Source organism: Cupriavidus sp. 8B (assembly GCF_054589115.1).
Genome location: NZ_BAAILO010000357.1, coordinates 1 through 17,149 on the forward strand (window position 1 = coordinate 1; position 17,149 = coordinate 17,149).

The 17,149-nt window shown below is 60.1% G+C and carries 16 protein-coding genes and 3 pseudogenes; 9 read left to right on the forward strand and 10 right to left on the reverse strand.

Annotated features, from left to right (window positions below; all coding sequences use genetic code 11):
- Nucleotides 1–403: 403 nt before the first annotated feature.
- Nucleotides 404–741: pseudogene (locus tag ACYP5B_RS34100) on the reverse strand (PHA-granule associated protein 4).
- A gap of 1,164 nt (nucleotides 742–1,905) precedes the next feature.
- Here ACYP5B_RS34100 and ACYP5B_RS34105 point away from each other — a divergent pair.
- A complete protein-coding gene (locus ACYP5B_RS34105) occupies nucleotides 1,906–2,241 on the forward strand; it encodes a hypothetical protein (protein ID WP_400101783.1) in 336 nt (111 codons plus the stop codon).
- 625 nt (nucleotides 2,242–2,866) lie between these two features.
- On the opposite strand, the pseudogene ACYP5B_RS34110 reads toward ACYP5B_RS34105, so the two are convergent.
- Together ACYP5B_RS34110 and ACYP5B_RS34115 are read right to left on the reverse strand one after the other, a co-directional pair.
- Nucleotides 2,867–3,192: pseudogene (locus ACYP5B_RS34110) on the reverse strand (hypothetical protein).
- Nucleotides 3,193–3,377: 185 nt separating this feature from the next.
- Entirely contained in the window at nucleotides 3,378–3,821 is a 444-nt protein-coding gene (locus ACYP5B_RS34115; RefSeq protein WP_459572570.1) for a GNAT family N-acetyltransferase, read from the reverse strand.
- Between the two features lie 197 nt (nucleotides 3,822–4,018).
- Here ACYP5B_RS34115 and ACYP5B_RS34120 point away from each other — a divergent pair, with 197 nt between their 5' ends.
- The 6 genes and pseudogenes from ACYP5B_RS34120 to ACYP5B_RS34145 all read left to right on the forward strand — a co-directional run bounded on the left by ACYP5B_RS34120 (nucleotide 4,019) and on the right by ACYP5B_RS34145 (nucleotide 8,549).
- On the forward strand, nucleotides 4,019–4,216 hold the full coding sequence (locus ACYP5B_RS34120) for a CzcE family metal-binding protein (RefSeq protein ID WP_400101767.1): 198 nt from the start codon (nucleotides 4,019–4,021) through the stop codon (nucleotides 4,214–4,216).
- Nucleotides 4,217–6,199: 1,983 nt separating this feature from the next.
- Nucleotides 6,200–6,904, forward strand: coding sequence for a hypothetical protein (locus ACYP5B_RS34125; protein WP_459572571.1), 705 nt, complete (start codon nucleotides 6,200–6,202; stop codon nucleotides 6,902–6,904).
- Between the two features lie 185 nt (nucleotides 6,905–7,089).
- Nucleotides 7,090–7,407, forward strand: coding sequence for a hypothetical protein (locus tag ACYP5B_RS34130; RefSeq protein WP_400101771.1), 318 nt, complete (start codon nucleotides 7,090–7,092; stop codon nucleotides 7,405–7,407).
- Nucleotides 7,368–7,697 (forward strand): RNA chaperone Hfq, encoded by a 330-nt coding sequence (hfq, locus tag ACYP5B_RS34135; protein ID WP_400101773.1) that lies wholly within the window; start codon nucleotides 7,368–7,370, stop codon nucleotides 7,695–7,697. The genes ACYP5B_RS34130 and hfq overlap by 40 nt, the downstream gene beginning before the upstream one ends.
- A 36-nt stretch (nucleotides 7,698–7,733) precedes the next feature.
- Nucleotides 7,734–8,084, forward strand: coding sequence for a hypothetical protein (locus ACYP5B_RS34140; protein WP_459572573.1), 351 nt, complete (start codon nucleotides 7,734–7,736; stop codon nucleotides 8,082–8,084).
- A gap of 271 nt (nucleotides 8,085–8,355) precedes the next feature.
- Nucleotides 8,356–8,549 (forward strand): annotated as a pseudogene (locus tag ACYP5B_RS34145) (H-NS family nucleoid-associated regulatory protein).
- Nucleotides 8,550–8,569: 20 nt separating this feature from the next.
- Here ACYP5B_RS34145 and ACYP5B_RS34150 read toward each other — a convergent pair.
- The 7 genes from ACYP5B_RS34150 to ACYP5B_RS34180 form a co-directional block, all read right to left on the reverse strand.
- Entirely contained in the window at nucleotides 8,570–8,755 is a 186-nt protein-coding gene (locus tag ACYP5B_RS34150; RefSeq protein WP_459572574.1) for a DUF3562 domain-containing protein, read from the reverse strand.
- A 103-nt stretch (nucleotides 8,756–8,858) separates the two neighbouring features.
- A complete protein-coding gene (phaP, locus tag ACYP5B_RS34155; RefSeq protein WP_400103115.1) occupies nucleotides 8,859–9,362 on the reverse strand; it encodes a TIGR01841 family phasin in 504 nt (167 codons plus the stop codon).
- 322 nt (nucleotides 9,363–9,684) lie between these two features.
- Nucleotides 9,685–10,107, reverse strand: coding sequence for a DUF6538 domain-containing protein (locus ACYP5B_RS34160; RefSeq protein ID WP_459572575.1), 423 nt, complete (start codon nucleotides 10,105–10,107; stop codon nucleotides 9,685–9,687).
- A gap of 79 nt (nucleotides 10,108–10,186) precedes the next feature.
- Nucleotides 10,187–11,146: an AEC family transporter gene (locus ACYP5B_RS34165; protein WP_400103119.1), complete on the reverse strand. Its 960-nt coding sequence runs from the start codon at nucleotides 11,144–11,146 to the stop codon at nucleotides 10,187–10,189.
- A gap of 62 nt (nucleotides 11,147–11,208) precedes the next feature.
- Complete coding sequence (locus ACYP5B_RS34170) at nucleotides 11,209–12,270, reverse strand: porin (RefSeq protein ID WP_459572578.1); 1,062 nt, start codon at nucleotides 12,268–12,270, stop codon at nucleotides 11,209–11,211.
- Between the two features lie 310 nt (nucleotides 12,271–12,580).
- Entirely contained in the window at nucleotides 12,581–13,993 is a 1,413-nt protein-coding gene (locus ACYP5B_RS34175) for an MFS transporter (RefSeq protein WP_459572579.1), read from the reverse strand.
- Nucleotides 13,994–14,282: 289 nt separating this feature from the next.
- Nucleotides 14,283–15,242, reverse strand: a complete 960-nt coding sequence (locus tag ACYP5B_RS34180) for a LysR family transcriptional regulator (protein ID WP_459572580.1) — start codon at nucleotides 15,240–15,242, stop codon at nucleotides 14,283–14,285.
- Between the two features lie 110 nt (nucleotides 15,243–15,352).
- On the opposite strand from ACYP5B_RS34180, the gene ACYP5B_RS34185 reads away from it, so the two are divergent.
- Entirely contained in the window at nucleotides 15,353–16,405 is a 1,053-nt protein-coding gene (locus ACYP5B_RS34185) for a Gfo/Idh/MocA family protein (RefSeq protein ID WP_459572581.1), read from the forward strand.
- A 68-nt stretch (nucleotides 16,406–16,473) separates the two neighbouring features.
- On the forward strand, nucleotides 16,474–16,926 hold the full coding sequence (aroQ, locus tag ACYP5B_RS34190; protein ID WP_400103129.1) for a type II 3-dehydroquinate dehydratase: 453 nt from the start codon (nucleotides 16,474–16,476) through the stop codon (nucleotides 16,924–16,926).
- Nucleotides 16,927–17,149: the final 223 nt, after the last annotated feature.

Sequence of the window (17,149 nt, forward strand, 5' to 3'; positions counted from 1 at the left end):
GCTGGCGGCGAAAATGGGCATTGACCCGTCCACCGCATCGACCGTGGCTGCCGCCGCTACTCCGTATCTCGTGGCGTTCCTGAAGGAAAAGCTCGCTTGAGACCCCAGCAGCCCGGATGATTGGGGGCTGGCCGGCCTCCCAGCCTAACTTGGTGGACCTCGGCGCCCTTGCCCAGTATTCATCGACGTCGTCGACGTCTGTCGAGCGTCTTCACCGCGCGGATACACGTGCCACAACAGAGATGTACATGGGAGGGTACATCTGGGTTCCCGTCGTTGCAGCTTAGCCAGCTTAGCCAGCTTAGCCAGCTTAGCCAGCTTGGCGGTAACTGCCGAGTGCGAGGTCACGGTTGACGAGATTATTTCCAATCGTCGCCGTCGGCGGCCAATCAACTGGTGGTCTCTAGCTCGTGGTAATCGGAGCGCCAGTTCGATGCGATTCGCTCCAGACAGCATCGACGTCCCGCAGCAAACTTCCTGCCGAGATGTAGTCCCCCAACTTCGCCGCCTTTGCCTCCAGGCTCTCCAGCTCACTTGCTGGCAAGCTGCTGAGCTCAAACTGACAGTACAGATTCCGCTGCCGGAACGATGCTTTTGGCCGCGACAGACCGGCGACCAATGCCGCTGGCGAGTTGACGGCAATGTTCTCGTGGCTCGATACTCGACGCGTATCCCTGCCTTTTGGCCGAGCCGGCCGAGCTCGATAGCGTCCTGCCAACCTAACTCGTAGTCCAAATCCAGGGCGGTTAGCGCTCTCCATTTTTCCCCCGTCCCCTAGAAGGAAAATTTTAATATGTGCCCTTTGGGGCACCTTCGTCCCAGCGTTGACTCGCCCGATTTCGCTCTTCTTGCTGGCCTGGCTCCGCCATTTCGGGACCGGGGTGGCTCAGGGGCGTACTTTCGGCCTATGAGCAAGTGGACAGGCGCGTTCTGGCCTAACACGAGGACCGTGCAGTCATACCTACGCGCGGGTTCCCGTGACTACCAGGCGGCAAGGACTGCTTGTTGCCAGCGCAGCCTCAGGATTGTTGCTGCTGAGCGTTCGAGATGCCCGGACGGTTCGCGCTATGCGAGTTATTTTTTCATTCTCCTTGGGCCCTGTTTGCTTCGGGTAACTGTTGCTCAATCTCAGCTAGCCTCAGGTTCACCAATTCGGAATGCAGTTTTAGCGCTTCAATCAGGAGCTTCGTCTCTATGTTCCCAGCTTGGGACGCCAGACTATCGAACTTCGTCAAAATATGTTTGACTCGCTCTGCTGCTGTCATCATTTCCTCCGATGCGCGAAAGCAACACGGTGCCGTGAGTGTCCGCTATTGCCCACTACTAGTCGTCGTGGCCGTGTCGGCCGTGTTCACCATGCTGACCGTGCTGACCGTGCTGACCGTGCTCCCCGTGGCCACGCCCGCGCCACCTCCGCTCGCCTTGGTCGTCGTCATCATCGCGTCCCCGCCAGTAAGGGGCATACACGGGCGCCGGAGCCACTACAACCGGTCGCGGGACATACACCGGCTGCGGCGCAACATATACAGGCGGAGCCACATAGACTGGAGCAGGTTCGGCATAGACGACACCGGGGACCCCAATGCCAATGTCTACATTCACGTGTGCTTGGGCAGTCGACGCAATCGCGAGCAGTGTGCCAGACAGCACCCCAAAGAAAGGAAGTTGTTTCATATGTTCTCTATCGCAAATCGGCAGTTATTGTGCCGCTTCGCGTTGGGAGCCTTGGTGCGTCAACTGTAAAGAAATGTAACGAAAACGCTGGCGAGTTGTGAGATGCGCGGGCGATGCGGTCTCTCGACGGGCGTTGCCTGCATATGAGGGGGAGCAGCGTCAACGATGTTGCCGCCCAAGCGTTGATAAGGCCGAGGCAATGTGCCTCATCTTCTGAGGAGGGGTACCGTGATGAAAAGATTCTGTGCGGTTGCTGTTGCAGCATTTTTTTCGGTAGGTCTGGCTTGCGCGCAAACTGCTGCGCCTGCGGCCGCCGCCAAACCAGCAGCGCCCGCTGCTACCACTCCGGCTACTTCTTCGAGCTGCGAAGCGCAGGCGGTTGACAAAAATGGCAAACCGCTAGCTGGAGCCGCTAAGGCCTCCTCTATCAAAAAGTGCGAAAGCGGCAACAAAGGCAACGCGTCAGCGGCCTGCGATGCCAAGGCCGTTGGGAAGAACGGTAAGCCACTCGCCGGTGCCGCGAAGGCGTCGTTTATGAAAAAGTGCGAAGCTGACGCCGGAAAATAATCTCCCATCCAGGTGAAAAGCCGGCAACACGCCGGCTTTTCTCTATTCTCTAACACCGTGCTCGATGGCGGTCATGCTTGCGATTTAAATCGCGGGTACGCTGACGACGACCGGTTCAGTGCTCCTCCGGTCGTCTTCTCGTGGTCATAAGATTCGCCGGATGGCTAACACCTCGCGGGCTTTTTTCGGTCTAGTGAGCAGTGTCAGCCTTCGTGCCCGTGTTGGCTGTGTTCCTCACGGCTGCGATGGCCTTGGTCGCTATGCTCCTCTTGTTCGCGCCATCTCCGTTCAAGCCAGTATTCCTCCCGTTGTTCGCTTTCGCCCCTATAGGGCGAGTATCGTGAGCTTGGAACAACAACATAGACAGGCCGGGGCGCTACATAGACCGGGATGGGTCGCGCAGGAGCAACGCCAGGAACGCCAGCGCCAATGTCGACATTCGCTGCAGCAAAGGCCGACGAGGCGACGCAGAACAGCGTCCCGACAAGGGCCCTGCCGACTGCACGGTGCTTCATTCCCGCTTTCTCCCGGCTTTTCCTGGTTGTATTTCCATGGACGCAAGCCTGTCCTTTGGATGATGATTGCTTGCTAACTCGCGTCGTTGGAGCGCGGGCTAGCGCCCGGTTTAATCATCTTCATCATGCCAGCGCCGCCACTCCCGATGACGGATGCGCCACTCACGCTCGCGCCGGCGCCTTTCTCGCCATTGCCGTTGTTGCCAGGCGCGAGCTCGCCAATCGCCATAATAGCCGGGCGCAACAATAATCGGCTGCGGTTCTGGGGCCGGCTCGTAGTAAACCGGGGGAGGCTCGTAGTAAACGGGGGCGGTGGCACCACGAACGCAGGCCCGGGAAGGCCAATCCCGATACCCACATCCACACGTGCCTCAGCGATGCCGGAGGCAAGAGCAGCGCCCGCAGCCAGTACGCAAATTGCCAGGGCTTTCCGCATGATGACGCTCCCGACGTTTCTATTGGCACGCTAGGCTGCCAATGGGCGGGACTGCATTTGTGAGTTTATACAGGGGTTACGACCTGTAACAAGACGGCAGTGCCGGAAGTTGATGTGGCCGCAGCTGCATACGCCGCCACTGTGCAGGATGAGGTAACCGGGCCGTCAATCTGGTTATCTCCGCGCTAGCGCAACTCGCATCGCATGCAGAGTGCGGAAGTTTGAATAGCACGTTGAAACGCCGACGAACCCTTGATATCTGCAGGGGCTTTGTCTGCAGGGATAAGGGAGAATCCCCAGCGCGCGAAATAGCCCGGGGCTACAGTAGGCAGGAGATACGCGTCTCGTGCCTCCGTACCTCGTGCCCGCATCAAGAGCGCTTTAACCAATCTGCTAGCGATGCCTCTTTCGCGGTATGCAGGTTCAACCGCTACCGAGCGGATGAGGATGGACTTGCCATGATGCTCCGTCGCTGCGCTGCCAACGATACGGCCATCACACGGCGCAACGTGGAAGTTTTCGATAATTTGAACAACATCTGCGGCAGGTAGCCTGCAGCGCTCAAGTAATGCGGCTATTTCCTTAGAATCTGAGTAAGAGGCAGAACGTAGATGAAGGTCGGTCAACATGTAAGTGTCTCCAACGTGTATTCGAGTCAGGGCTATGACAGGACGGCGGGAATATGCCTGCCGCGGGAAAACATCGCGGACACTTCGCGCCATAACGCGAAGCTCGTCGTCGGCAGCGCCACGGTGGCCTGCTCACGCAGCATAGCCGCCCACATTGAAGCCAACACGATTGGTTGCTAGGGTTTACTTGGCGGGGCGTGGGTGCACTGGGTTCCCGATGCGGAAGTCGACGCTGTCGTCCAGCTTCCGTCGAGACTGCTGGCCGAACGATTACGCTGACTCCATGGATGAAGTACCTGAACGTGGCTTGTGGCGAAACCGCTGCATTCGGCACTGGTAGCAAGACGGTAGGCTGCAAGCGTTGGGGTGCCGCTTGCCGAGTTATGGCTTGTTAGGGCGAGCAGCGCCGGCCGCACTCGATGACAGATTCGTAATCCTAGCGTCAGGTTCCAGTTGGCCTGGTTCTCTAGACTTGCTTACAAGGCTGGATAAGCCGTTTGTTAAGCAAACAGGAGAATCAGAGTGAGAACGTCAAAGAGATTAGTACTCGCCGCCGCCACCTTCGCTGCGCTTGGTTCTGTCGCTGGTGTGGCAAGTGCAGGTGTTACCTCGCCACGTGACCCGTTCACTGACGGCGGCCATTCCACGGGGGCTCGCGACACGTACACGGATGGTGGCCGGAGCCGCGAAAGTCAAGCCGACGCACGTTTCCTCTCCGCGCGCGCTGGGAAGTTTGACCCGCTCACGGATGGTGCACGCTCGACCGCCAGCCCCCGCGACCCGTTCACCGGCGGCAGCAACTATGCGCCCCAAGATGCGGAACCAACCGTTGCATAAGCAGTGGAACACGGAGCTTGGGACTCGGCGGGCCACAAAATCGAATCCATTGAAGGTCCGCCGCCCTTTCTAAGGCTAACTATGATGAGCAAGATTGTTCGATTTTGCGCTGCTGCGCTGTTGGCTGTGGCTACTTTGCAAGCATCTGCGGCACCCCATAGGCCGCGCGACTGCGAACCCTACTGCAGCGGTCAACACCAAGCCGACGGGAATTCATAAAACGGCAACAACAGCTGCAGAGTTGGCTATGCTGGCGGGTCCGATTACTTTGCTGCAATCGACGACGAAATGCCCAGGGTGCAATAGCAGGGGCGGATTTCGTCTCAGTTGACGACGGAGCACCACTGGTTAATGCATATGCTAATCGGAGAAATGAGAATTTCGCCTAATAAAATCCGCGAAGTGCCAGTTCGTGGTGACCGCACATTTCGCTATCCGGCGAAAGAAGCTGGATGCACAGAACCAAGGGGCCTGCCAGGCTCCGGGTCCTATGATGGCGGTCACGGACTCAAGTCGCGCTGGTGAGCGCCAGCACGTCGGCGCACCTGTCGAGAATAGCGGCCTGCTGGAGCAAGTCGGCGGCGTCATCGTGCAAGGCACTTGTATCGGCTTGCGCCATCCGTGCCTGAAACGTTGCCCGCAGCTTTGCCGCTTCGTGACGGAGTGTCTGGATGCCGGCTGAAACAGTCCAGCGAGGCCTTCTCCCATCGCGAGCACCCGGTAGCGGTGCGTCGTTCGTGGTCATGGGAGAAACGAGAATTTGATGCATATTGACCTTCAAAATTGCTATGCCTGGTTTCGCTTGGCACTGTCTCGCGAGCAGGTGTTCTGTTGCGGCAAGGAGTGGCAGCACACCGGAGGGAGCTCTCGTCGGCACCGACGAAACTCGGAGATGACGCTGCAGAAATCGCCCACGCATTGAACACAATCCCCGTGTCAGTTTGGTGTCAATCAAGTGCAGTATGGGCCCGATATTGCAGTGATTGCGGGTTAACGTTGATGCTGCGTGACGTCCAAATGTCGGTCTCTGACCACTCCGTTTTCGGGGCTGGCCACAATGACCAAGAGATAGGCCGGAAAACGCTGTTTAATTCTCAGATTAAAAACTCTTAATTCGCCATGGACTGGCGATGTAGTCCCGCTGCCAGCCGCGTCGGCATCCAGGCGACGCGGGTTCTTTTTTCACGCGTGGCATATAGGCTTCCAGTCCCCCAAAAGAACCTTGGCCACGAGTCCCCCGCTGACACTCCGAGCACCGCTTCGATTGGTGTTTCAAAAGTGGAACGGTCTGTTTATTTCCTATGCTCGCTTCAAATTGTCATTCGACGAAACTGTAGAAGAATCAATGCACTGGTGAGCTTGGCGTGTCTTTTGCTCAAGTCCATGGCGCCCCCCCTCAAGGGCCGACGATGCCTCCGGCCGGCCCCAATCAGGCAGGGCAGGGAACGTGAAGCTTGCCGTTGGTGTAGAGGATTTCATTTCAGCAGAGCCACGCCCGAGAACAAGTTTCAAATATGGGTCACTTCTGGCAGGAGTCTGCGATGAAATCCTTGTTGGCACTGGCGTTTGCCTTCTTCCTTGGCAGTTGTGGCGGTGGTGGAGATGGTGGTGGCAGCAGTGCCACCGCCCAAACTCTGTCCGTACCTCTTCTCACGGCTGTGGCAAATCTAGTGAATAACGGTATTACCGTTAAATTTTCAATCTCTGGCTCATCCGGAAATACGATAGTAACAGGCTCAGGGACCCTTACCGATGCGCCGGCCGTTGCCGCTACCTTGAACGGGGTCGCCGTCCTAAAGACAACGGAAACCGTGACAGGTACTGTAATGGTGAATGGCAATTCCGCTCCCTTGTCGCAATCAAGAATTATCTACAGAAATTCCAGCACCTTTGCTGAGGTCGTTGATGACGAAGGCAATCCTTATATTGTCTTCGGAAGTTACAGTTATCCCGAAATTGTCAGGGCTGGGGATGCGGCTACACTTGCAACCGGCACAATTTTCTCCGACAGTACGCGAGCGACGAAGACTGGTACAGTCACGCTTTCATATGCTGTTGCTGCTGATAGTGCGAGCAGCCTGCTTGTCACCTTCATCGACAGCAATTTCGATAACAGCAACAACAAGACAGCAGAAGGGCAGACAACTTTCCGGGTTGACAAAATCGGTAACATTACTTTTGTGTCCCTCAAGGCAACAGGATTTGCTGTCAATGGGCAAATACCGTTCTCGCTTGTATTTCAATAGCGTGATGAGTCGCGATTTACTGGTCTCGTCGAAACACGTGCATTGCTTCCAGGCAGCCCCACCCGAGCGCCAACGCACACGTTTTGCTGAAGTCGGATTCGAACGGTAGCCACGGAGTCAATGGACGCGTGGCAGCGAGCACCGGCCCATGGTTCATGGCGATAGTTCTCTTAGAAGGGGACGTTATGCGACTCACCTGGTTCATCCCAATCACCTTCGCAGCGATTATCAGCGGATGCGCGTCGACAGAATCCGTCAAGGAATCCAAAGAAGAAAGCGTGCATAAGGTCTATCAGGCGCCCTACGTGTCAGTGTACGACGCAACACTTGCTGCAACGAAAGCAAAGAAGCTTGAGCTTGTTGAGAGTGACAAGTCCGCTCGCTCCTCTGCGAAGCAGCGCCCCAAGAGCTCGTATCCCGCGACGCTCCATCTGCCTACATTATTATTATTTTTTATTTTCCAATGCGGTCTATCCCCACTAATCCGCAAAACGATTTCTTGAATACGGCACGCAAAGAGCGGAAGCGTGTCGAGGTGTACCTCGTGAACGGCATCAAGCTGACCGGTTCAATCGCGTCATTCGACCAGTTCGTTGTGATGCTCAGCGGGCCCGGCGGCATGCAGATTGTCTACAAGCGAGTAATATCGACCATCCAAGTGCCGACCGGTACGCGGCCATCGGGTTCAGGCGCTCGCCCCGAAGGGCGCACGAACTTCGGCGGTGAGTCGAAGGAGGGTGTTGTTGTCACGCGAGAGCGCCGTGTCACGAGGGCTGATGACGGAAACGAGTAGCTCCCTATTTCACTTTTGCAGCCTGCGAAAGCGGGTATGTTCGACCGGCACCCCAAGTGTTACACGTTCATGTCGCGTATTTTTTCTTCATTTTTGCTTTCCTCGGCATTGCTAACGAGCCAGGGCAGCCTCGCCCAGTCCTATGTCGAATGTAAGCTTCTTGACAAGGCGGAACTTCAACTGGCTCCGAAGGCGACGTTGTTGTATCTTCGATGTCGTGCGCGGCAGACTTCGTATGAAGCTGAACGAATCAAGGGCGCTTCGCAGAAGTTCAAGGACGACTTGTTGTTTGCGTGCCAGGACCAGGTGATTGCGGTCGAGCATCAGTTGCGCGTGAGTCACGGCTTCACGAGGGAGTCGCTGGCTAGAGAGAGGTGCGATTACTGAGGTCACAACCTGCGAATGGTGCAATCAATATAAACTCTCGCTGGGTCTTACTGCAGGACGGAGTTCGGCGCGCCAATTGGACGTGCCCTCCTGTAGAGTGCTGGAGCGCTCCGACAGGCTCCATGCTATGAATTGCTCTAATTTGAAATCCAGACAGACTTTTTTGCCCCGCGAGGCAAGGGTAGGCCCCGAGCCCCTCTTTCAAGACGCCAGCTTCAGTCCATCTGGTTTCAACGGTCGTGACAAAGCAGCAGCAATCCTATGGGTTCGCATGCAAATGGCACGGCATGGAATATCGCTTGCCGCTTTGGAAGCAACAGGTTGCTTCCAGCGTGCTGCTGCCAATGGGCCGGTTCTTTATCGGAACGCGGGGGGCAAAGCTGGGACGGCAACGGGTCGCTACCCGACTGGTTGCAAAGAGCCGTGAACGCAGGGCAAAGCATTGAGCATTTCCGCGTTGAGTGACTGAGGTGTACGCCCGGCAGTTACTTTGGCAGTCCTGGGAGCACCCCATGGTATTCCCGTGGTGAGGCGACGTCCTGGGGTGTTCTGCGTTCATTTGTGCGCTTGACGTTTCTGCTAGCGTGGTGGCGTAACGCACCCTTGACTCGCTTCGCGACAAACAGTGGCACATGGTCTTGAATGCGTGCCTCTGCAATGAAGTCCTGCAACGTTTCAACATAGATTTACGCATATCGGCTCCCCTCGGCGAAAAAAAGCGAACCGAAGTTCGCACAAGAAAATTCCGGGGCTGCGCGTGCGCGCTAGGAAATGCTATAGGGCAGGGCCAGCACCTTTGTCGTGGGCCAATTGCTTTGTGGCTTTCTTGGCCGTTTCGTCGGACGCGCCCGCGGGCGTCGAAAAGGCCGATTGCCATGCTGCTAGAACAGATTCGCTTCCAGTGGGCGCGTTCTTCGCGAGGTTTTCGAATAACTCCTGCGCATCGCGCTGACATTGCTGGAGGTGCGCTTGGGCGGCCGCCGAGAATTCACCTTGAATGCTCGACACGATTTCGGAGACCTGGCGGCTGTACGACGCCGCCTTTTCTGCTACGGGCTGCGTCAGGCGCGCAGGCAGGGCAACCCACTCTTGCTGGTTGTTGGCGGAAAGCGTCTTGCTCAGGATTCCCTGATTTTCGGCGAAGGTTGATTTGACTGCTTGCAAATTTAGCTCAGCCAGCTTTTCGATGCCTTCGAAGGCTATGGTCGCCAAACCAAGGAGCCTCTCCACGCCTGCTTTCTGCGCGGAGATGGATTGTTCGGGGATACCAGTGCTCATCACTGCTCCATAAGGTGAGACTGCGAGTGTTCGAGGGGAACTCTGAATCAGGACACGAATAATGAATGCGGTGCCACGGTGAAAGTCATTGATGCATTGCAGCAAGAACAATTCTAGGGGCGATTGCTTGGAAGTCAACTGTTTCTCCGCGGGCACGCTTGCGCGCTCGTAATGAAGTCAAGTTTCCGGTTGCCCGGAGAGGGCGTAGCAGATGCCGCCCACGCATTGAACACAATCAACATGTCGTTTTGGTGACAGGTTAGTGCGCGAAGATGCGTCTTGTTACCTGCGCGGAATGCATATGTAAAAGGGGGGCTACGGGTTAAGCTTGGCGCCGCCCACTGCGTACGCACTTCTGCCGGCTGCCATTCCGTCCCTGGCGCTGAGCGCAGAGTGGACCGAGTAAAGAAAGAAGAGTTTGAAATGCAGGCACAGGCAGCCTTCCCAGCAACACCGGCGTTGCTAACGGCAACATGGCTCGCACTGGGCGCATACCCGTGAGCCCGCCCCCGAGCTGGCGTCGCGCCTGTTCCAGCGTTTCTTCAAACCACACGGCTGCCCTCGCCAGCCGTGTCAGCGCAGTGCGCCGGCAAGGTGTCGCCAGACTTATCCAGATTTCGCGGGGCAGGATGGCGCGCAAATCGCTGGGTACTGCTCGCCGGAAGTAGAGCTGGCGCGACGTCTTGCGGGTGGTGAGGTAGGGGTGTGCCATGCTGCCTCCGAGACAAAAATGTAGCAGTCTCATGTAGCAGCCGCAGCCTGGAAAGCCAGGGCTGGCGCGGGTTTGCCAGGCGAGTAGGAGATTTAGCCGACCCGTAAGCGTCTCAGGGGAACGCGTGAAAGGCGCCAAGCAAAAAGAGCAATGCGCTCAACGTGAAGAAGGAAGCGATGGTTGTGATCAGCAAGGTCACTGCGCTGAAATCTTCCTGCCCGTAGGCCTGGCCCAGGGTGGCGTAGATGCCCATCATGGGCATGGCCGCCATCAGCACGGCCGCCGCGCTAAGCGAGCGATCGATCTCGGGCAGCCCGAGCATCGGCAGCATCGTGATCGCCAGGAAAACGCACAACGGATGCAGCACCAGCTTGCCCACGACAATCGGCGCGATCCGCGAGCCGAGCCCACCCATGGGCAGTCCGACCAGCGTTCCGCCGATGACAAACAGGGAGAGCGCACTGCAGGCGGTTGCCAGCGTATCGACGGTGCGGGTGACCGGCGCGGGCAATGTCAAGCCAAGCACCGACACCGCGAGCCCCGCGAGCAAGCCGATGATCAGCGGGTTGTAGATCAGCCGGGCCAGCGATTTGCCCAACGCTTGCCACCGGCCGGCGCCGCCTTGTTTGCGCTCCGCCATGAAGAGCAGGAAAGGAATCACCAGCAGGTTTTCCACCGTCATGTTGAGCGCGAGCGAAACGCCCGCCACCGGCGCCAGCGTCAGCAGGAGGATGGGATAGCCGATGAACCCGCTGTTCGAACACGACATGCCCATCGCATAGAACGCGCTGGTGGCCGGATTCAGCCGGCTGACGCGCCGGCACCAGGCATAACCCAGGCCGATCACCGCCCACGATCCGATGCAATAGGCGAGCAGGTAGCTGACGTTGAGAATCTCGCCAACCTGGCGTTGCGACAGCGCGCGGAATAGCAGCGCCGGCAAAGCCAGGTTGATCACGAATTTCCCAAAGACGCGCATGTCGGCCTTGGCAAACAGCCCGGCGCGGGTCGTCGCGAATCCGATCAGGATGAGAATGTAGATCGGCGCGATGATCGCCAGGATATCGAGCATGCGAGTCTTGTCGGTATTTTTGTCGGTTTATCTGCCTGCCTGCTTATGTCCGGCTACGCGCCTCAGAATTTATGGCGCAGGCCGGCCATGAAGCCCAGCCGGGTCGTGTTGCCGAACATATTGCCGCTGTTGTTGAAGTTCGGCGAGCTGTTCAGCGGGATCCAGGCGCCGCTCAGGTGGGTGTAGTCCACTGCCACATAGACGTCGGTACGCTTGCTGAAGTTGTAGTCCAGCATGCCCGCGGTGGTCATGCGCTTGCCGCTCGCGCCGGCGTGCTTGAGCCAGTCGTACTGGAAGGTGCCGATAAAGCTGAAGGCCTCGGTGATGTTCACGCGCGTGCCGATATAACCCACGTTGTTGCGGTAGTCGGCCACATCCAGGCGGTTGTTGGTATAGCCCAGGTAATACTGCGCGCGCGTGGTCTTCCAGGTACCCCCCAGGCCCCACACGGTTTGCTTGCTGGCCTGCGCGGCCGGCACGGCGCCGAAGAAGGCGGAGGAGACATCGTGCGTGACCTGGTAGACCGCGCCAACCTCGATCGGCCCGGTGCTGTAGACCAGCGAGCCGGCGCTGGCGTTGCTGGCCTTGATGCTGCCCGCGACCTCGCCAAAGGTATAGGCCGCCGCCGCCTGCAGCCCGCCGAACGATTTGATGTACTTGATGGTGTTGTCGTAGCGCAGGCCGGTGTAGTTGCCGCCCTGGTAGCCGACGATGGAGTTGTTGGCAAAGGCCATGGCCTCGTACGAGGACAGGATTTCATGCGCGAGGGTGTACTGCCGGCCAAGGGCGAGCTTGCCGTAGGCGCCGTCCAGGCCAACCACGGCGGTGCGCCCGAACAAGCGGCCGCCTTGCTGGCTGGTGCCGGTATCGGGGGCGAAGCCGGATTCGAGGATGTAGAAGGCCTTCAGGTTGTTGCCGAGGTCTTCGGTGCCGCGCAGGCCCCAGCGGCTGCCGGTGAGTTCGCCATCGGTCATTTCCCACTTGCTGTTGCCGGCGGCGTTCGCGTGGGTGGTGTAGCGGATGGTGGTGTCGACGAGACCATACAGGGTGACGCTGGATTGCTGGGCGAATGCAGGCAGGGCGGCGCTCCCGAGAACGAGCAGGGCGGCGGCTTTCATGTTCATGTCGATACTCCTCCAGATACTTTTCATGTGGATATCAATATTGATATTGATTTTTTTTAAAACACGGGCTTCGTAATTCGATTGGGCTTTTGTGTTTCGGCGCTTTCGGGGAAACGGGTCCCCTTGGGTGCGATCGCACCGACATCAGGTGAAAGAAGCGTGTCAGGGCCGTGATAGCGCCGATATCGCCAACAAGCGCATATCGGTGACGGGTGACGGGCGACGGGCGACGCCGGGAGAACCGGGCTTCAGAGAGCGCTGGTCCGCGGCGGACCGGCGCTCTTTGCTCTCTAGCCAGGCTGTGGTGCGCTCAGGCGGCTGCCCGGGCCACCTTTGCCTCGCCCATGGCCTCGGCGCGCAGCCGGTCGTAGTCCTGCTTGTCCATGGGAGCGGCGTCGGGCTCGCCGAGTTCGCTCATGCGGATGCGGTGGGTTTCCCGGGCACTCAGGGCTGCCAGGGCTGCAACGATCGTCACGGCGAAGGTGATCGTGCCGATCGTCAGCGGGATATTGGCCGATCCCGGAGGCGCCACGGTGGCGAACAGCGCGGGAAGCAAGGCGGTGACGGCGGTGCCGATATTCTGCGCGATGGCCATGGCCGACACGCGGGAGCGCGTCGGGAACAGCTCGGGGAAGAAGCTCGGGAAAATCGCGTTGTAGCCCTGGTAGACGATGCCCCACATCAGCAGCGATGCCACGATGGCAAGCGGCACGTTATGGATGCTGATGGCGTAGAGATAGAGGAAGGACAGCAACCCCGAGCTAAGCGCACCGACGACGATCGGCGGCTTGCGGCCGATCTTGTCGGACAGGTTGCCGACGATCGGAATGACCAGCACCGCGAGAATATTGCCTGCCACCGGAATCCACAGGTAAAGGCTCTTGTCGAAGCCGATGCCGTACGCCGGCTGCACCGCATAGGCCGCGCCGAAGATCGTGGCCACCACCGGGATCACGTTCATCAGAGCCATGCACACCACGCGGATCATGTCGCGCCAGCTGAACTTGAAGGCTTCGATGATGGGCGAACGCACCACTTCGCCAGCCTTGGCTTCCTTGGCAAACGCCGGCGTCTCGGAGACTTCACGGCGGATGATGAAGCCGGCCACCAGCACGAAGGCGCTCAGCAGGAAGGGAATGCGCCAGCCCCATGCATTGAACGCGTCCGACGGCATGTAGTACGCAAGCGGCAGGAAGACCGCGGCGGCCAGGATCTGGCCGGCCTGCACGCCCTGGAGCGTGAAGCTGGCGTAGTAGCCGCGGCGCCCGAACGGCGCGTGCTCCAGGATCATCGAGCTGGCGCCGGAGATCTCACCGGCGACCGCGAAGCCCTGGACCAGGCGAAGGATGACCAGGAGCACCGGGGCGAGCATGCCGACCTGGCTGTAGGTCGGCAGCAGGCCGACTGCCACGGTCGAGAAGCCCATCAGGAACATGCACAGCACCAGCACGTTCTTGCGCCCGTGGGTGTCGCCCCAGTGGCCCAGGAAGAGGGCGCCGATGGGCCGGGCGATATAGCCGACGCCGTAGGTTGCCAGCGAAGCAACGATGGCGACCTTGGGGTTGCCCGAGGGGAAGAAGATCTGGGGGAAGATCAGCGACGCCGCCGTCGCATAGATGAAGAAATCGTAGTACTCGAGTGCCGAGCCGATCCAGCCGCTCGCGGTCGCCTTCTTGGTTTGGCGCTTGCCGTGTAAGTCACGGTCATTGAGGGTAGTAGCCAATTTCGTCTCCAGTAATTGTTGCCTGGAAATTAAGCGATCCCCCGACAGCGGGCAAGGCAAATTCGCGCAATTTGCGCGCTATTCGCGCAGATTGCGCGATTCACGCCCAAAAGCCGGGTTTCTACCAGCGGGATGGCACCCCAATCCGTTGCAAAGAGCGACCGGATCCGGCGTCCGTTCAAGGGGCGCGGCAGCCTCACTGGGGTTGTCTGCTCCATCAGAAAGGTGACGTTGAGCACATGCGGCGAGCGTTGGTGCCCGTTCGCTCCCTTTCCCAACGTGGGGCACGTTACTCTGCTTCGGCTTCCAGGCTGGTTGCCAGCGCGTGTGGTCCTTGCGTCAGCTGCGCTTTGAGGAAATCGATGCAGGCCCGCATCTTGGCGGAGCCTGAGGCGCGCGCGGTGGTTACCGCCCATACGTCGGCCGGCTGGCGGTACGCGGGCAGCACGCGCACCAGTGCGCCGCTGCGGATGCTGCCGGCCACGTCCCAAATCGAGGCCATGATGATGCCGTAGCCTTCGTGTGCCCATTGACGCACGATATCGCTGTGGTTGGAGGCCATGGGCCCGGTGATCTTGACGGTTTCCATGCCATTGGGCCCGGCCATGCGCCATACCCCGAAGCGCTGGTCGCGGTCGCGAAAGGGCAGGCAGTCGTGCTGCGCCAGTTCCGCGAGAGTCCGGGGCCGGCCGTGCCGGGCCAGGTAGGAGGGCGCGGCGCACAGGATGCGGCTGCCCGGGGCGATCTTGTGGGCAATCAGGTGGGGTTCCTGGACTTCGCCCACGCGGATATCGAGGTCGAAGTTCTCGGCGATCAGGTCGACGCGGCGGTCCAGCAGTTCCAGCCAGACCTCGAGCGCGGGATGGCGCTGGCGCAGCAGGGATAGCGCAGGGCCGAGGTGGTCGCGCCCCAGCCGCAGGCTGGTGCTGATGCGCAGCAGGCCGCGTGGCTGTGCGCTTGCGCCGCCAACCGCTTCCAGCATGCTTTCGACGTCATCCAGGATTTTCTGGGCCCACTGGAACGCCGCTTCGCCGTCGGCGGTCACGCTGACACGGCGCGTGGTGCGGTGGAACAATTTGACGCCGAGCATGGCCTCGAGCGTGGCGATGCGCTTGCTCACGTGCGCGGCGGACAGGCCCATCTCGTTGGCGCCGGCGATAAAGCTGGCGCGCCGGGCCACGGTGCAGAACAGGCGCAGATCCCGCAGGAAGGGATCATTATTCGCTGATGGGACATTGTGAGTTTCCATATCGCCTGATTATAGTATCGACGTATAACAGTACGCTGTGCTGCGTGGCCGTTGCCCAGACGGCACACCGGGGTTTGCCCCGGCCCATTCATTGTTAGCGGCACAGCAACATGACAAAGCTCAACATCGGCATTGCCGGCGCCGGCCTGATCGGCCGCCGTCATATGGAACTGGTGCAGGCCAGCCCCACCTGCAAACTGACTGCCATTGCCGACCCCGCGCCGGCGGCGGCTGGCGTGGCGCGCGCCGCGGGGGTGCCCTTGCATGCATCGCTCGATGCGATGCTGGCGGCGCACCGGCTTGACGGCGTGATCCTCGCCACGCCCAACCACCTGCATGTGGAAGACGCACTGGCCTGCGTGCGGGCAGGCGTTGCGGCGCTGATTGAAAAGCCCGTGGCGCACAGCCTGGAGGAGGGCATGCGGCTGCGCAGCGCGGCCGAGGCGGCTAACGCTAGGCTGCTGGTCGGACATCACCGCGCGCACAGCCCGCTGCTGGCCCGCGCGCGCGAGATCGTGCGCGAGGGCGTGCTGGGCACGCCCGTGGCGGTGGTTGGCACGGCGATGTTCTGCAAGCCGGATGACTACTTCGCGGCGGCGCCGTGGCGCCGCCAGCCTGGCGGCGGGCCGATCCTGATCAACATGATTCACGAGATCGGCAACCTGCGGGCCTTGTGCGGCGAGATCGTGGCGGTGCAGGCGATGGCGTCGCACGCCGCGCGGCAATTTCCGGTCGAGGACACGGTGGCGATCAACCTGCGCTTTGCCAATGGCGCGCTCGGCACGTTCATGCTGTCCGATAGCGCGGCTTCGGCGCGCAGCTGGGAGCAGACCTCGCGGGAGAACGCGGACTACGCCAGCTATCCGGACGAGGATTGCTATGTGATCGCCGGCACGCGCGGCTCGCTCGCGGTGCCGACCATGCGGCTCAAGACCTATGCACGCGACCAGGACCGCTCGTGGTTCAAGCCCTTCCAGGCCAGCGTGGTCGAGCTCACGCGCGAGGATCCGCTCGCGCGCCAGCTCGCGCATTTCTGCGATGTGATTCGCGGCGTTGCCGCGCCGCTTGTCACCGTGCATGACGGGTTGCAGAATCTGCGCGTGACCGAAGCCATCGCCGAAGCTGCGCGCAGCGGGCGCATCGTCGAGGTGGTGGACGCCTGAGCCGAGCGTCTTTCAAGCCGGCGGCAACCGGCCGGCGGCAATCAACCAGACCGATCAGAGGAATCTCCATGAAATCCGTACTCGTCCTGAACGGGCCCAACCTGAACCTGCTGGGCACGCGCGAGCCGCAGATCTACGGCTCGACCACGCTCGCCGATGTCGAGGCCAGCCTGCGGCAGCAGGCCGGCCAGCTGGGTTTGTCCCTGGCCTGCTTCCAGAGCAACCATGAGGGCGCCATCGTCGATCGCATCCACGCGGCGCGCACTGAAGGCGTCAGCTTCATCCTGATCAATCCAGGCGCCTTCACCCACACCAGCGTGGCGATCCGCGACGCCTTTGCCGGCGTCGCCATCCCCTTCGTCGAGGTGCATATCTCCAACGTCCACAAGCGCGAGGCGTTTCGCCACCACTCCTACCTGTCGGATATCGCGGAGGCGGTGATGGCGGGGTTCGGCACCCAGGGGTACGGGCTGGCGTTACAGTTCATCGCAGCAAAACTGGCGGCCACGCCGGCCAGATAGCGTGGTGACAGACAGCAAAACAGCCAGGCTTGCACCTGGCTCAGATTGCTGACAAACCTGATGCACAAGCCGAAGCCGCCGAACAGGCCAAAGCCGCGCGCCATGACGAAGGCTGTCTCTCCTCAGGGGGAGAGGGCCGGGGAGAGGGGTGGCTTAGTCAATATGACTCCCCTGGGGCAAAGAGGGCTGGCCCGCCGCGAGGAATCAAACGCGGGTTAGCATG